General features: G+C 64.8%; 1 protein-coding gene. It reads right to left on the bottom strand.

Going from position 1 to position 1,195, the window contains the following annotated elements:
• Positions 1-1,178, bottom strand: a 1,178-nt coding sequence (locus tag EOA36_RS35750) for a von Willebrand factor type A domain-containing protein (protein ID WP_189553558.1), incomplete at its 3' end; no start/stop codon positions are given.
• Between the last annotated feature and the right edge of the window lie 17 nt (positions 1,179-1,195).

Below are 1,195 nucleotides of genomic sequence, written 5' to 3'. Positions count from 1 at the left end.
ATGGAGATCGTGTCGTCGGCCTTCAGCTTGCTGACCAGCAGGCGGAATGCCGATTTGAGCAGCGGCAGCTTGTCCGGCTCGTCCATCGAGCCCGAGACATCGATCAGGAAGACCAGATTGGCCTTCGGCTGCTCGGTCGGCTTGATGTCGAACCCTTTGATGGCGACATGCATCAGCTTGGTGTGCTCGTTCCACGGCGTCGGCATGACGCTGACGGTCGAGTTGAACGGCGTCGATGCCGAGTCCGGCCCCTTCCAGTCATAGGGGAAGTAATTGATCATCTCCTCGACCCGGACCGTGTCGGCCTGCGGCACCGACCCTTCCTTCAGCGAACGGCGCACGAAGGAATAGGAGGCGGTATCGACATCGATCGAGAAGGTCGAGACCGGGTCTTGCAGGGCCGCATGCACCGGATTGGTCTTGAAGTCCTCGATGCGGTTGCGGTTTTCCTCTTGCGGCGCGATCTGATCCGCCGGTGCGGTCGGCTGCGGCGCCATCAGCTTGGATTCGGCAGCCGGCATGCGGGCAACCCGCGACGGCGCGCTTGTCGTGCCGTCGACCGCGAACTCGCCTGTCGGGGCCGGCGCTGGCTTGTAAGCCCGCAAAGTGGCCGACTCGGGTTCGTTGACCGTTGCCGGGGCCTCATTCGGCGTCACGTCACGCGTGCGTCCGTCCTGCTGCGCCACGCCGCCTGCGGCAGTCGTCTGCGGCTGCGGCGGCGAGGCTGGTGGCGCAAGCGCGTCGCTGGCATCGCGGCTTTCCACATCCGCGTCGGCCTTCTTGTCTTTCGCCAGTTCCGTCGGGGCCTGCTTCGGCTCGGCGGTGGCCGGCTTCAGCGTCGCCGGCTTGTCGGCCAGCGTCTCGGTGATCTTCTCCTTGTCGCCGAACGCCGGCGGCTGTTCCCTCAGCATATGGAAGGTGGCGTATCCGGCGATCGGCAGGGCGACGAGCCCGGCAAGGGCCGGCGTGGCAATGAGTTTCTTTTGCATGATTTCGCTCCAGAGCTTTTGTGCTCGCTCTGTGAGACGAAGGCCGCCGACCGATCCTTGGGTGACAGCAGAAATATTTTCCTGGTCGTAGGCGCGCAGGGCGGCCTCGAAGGCACGCGCCTTCGCGCTCTCGCCGGGTGCGGGTATTGCTGCGTCGCGCAGCTTTCTGAGTTCGTTGTCGTCGACCATGGTCACACTTCCCCGGC

Source organism: Mesorhizobium sp. M8A.F.Ca.ET.021.01.1.1 (assembly GCF_003998025.1).
Classification (GTDB): domain Bacteria; phylum Pseudomonadota; class Alphaproteobacteria; order Rhizobiales; family Rhizobiaceae; genus Mesorhizobium.
The sequence above is the reverse complement of the archived record's forward strand: the minus strand, read 5'-3'. Positions and strand labels throughout refer to the sequence as shown.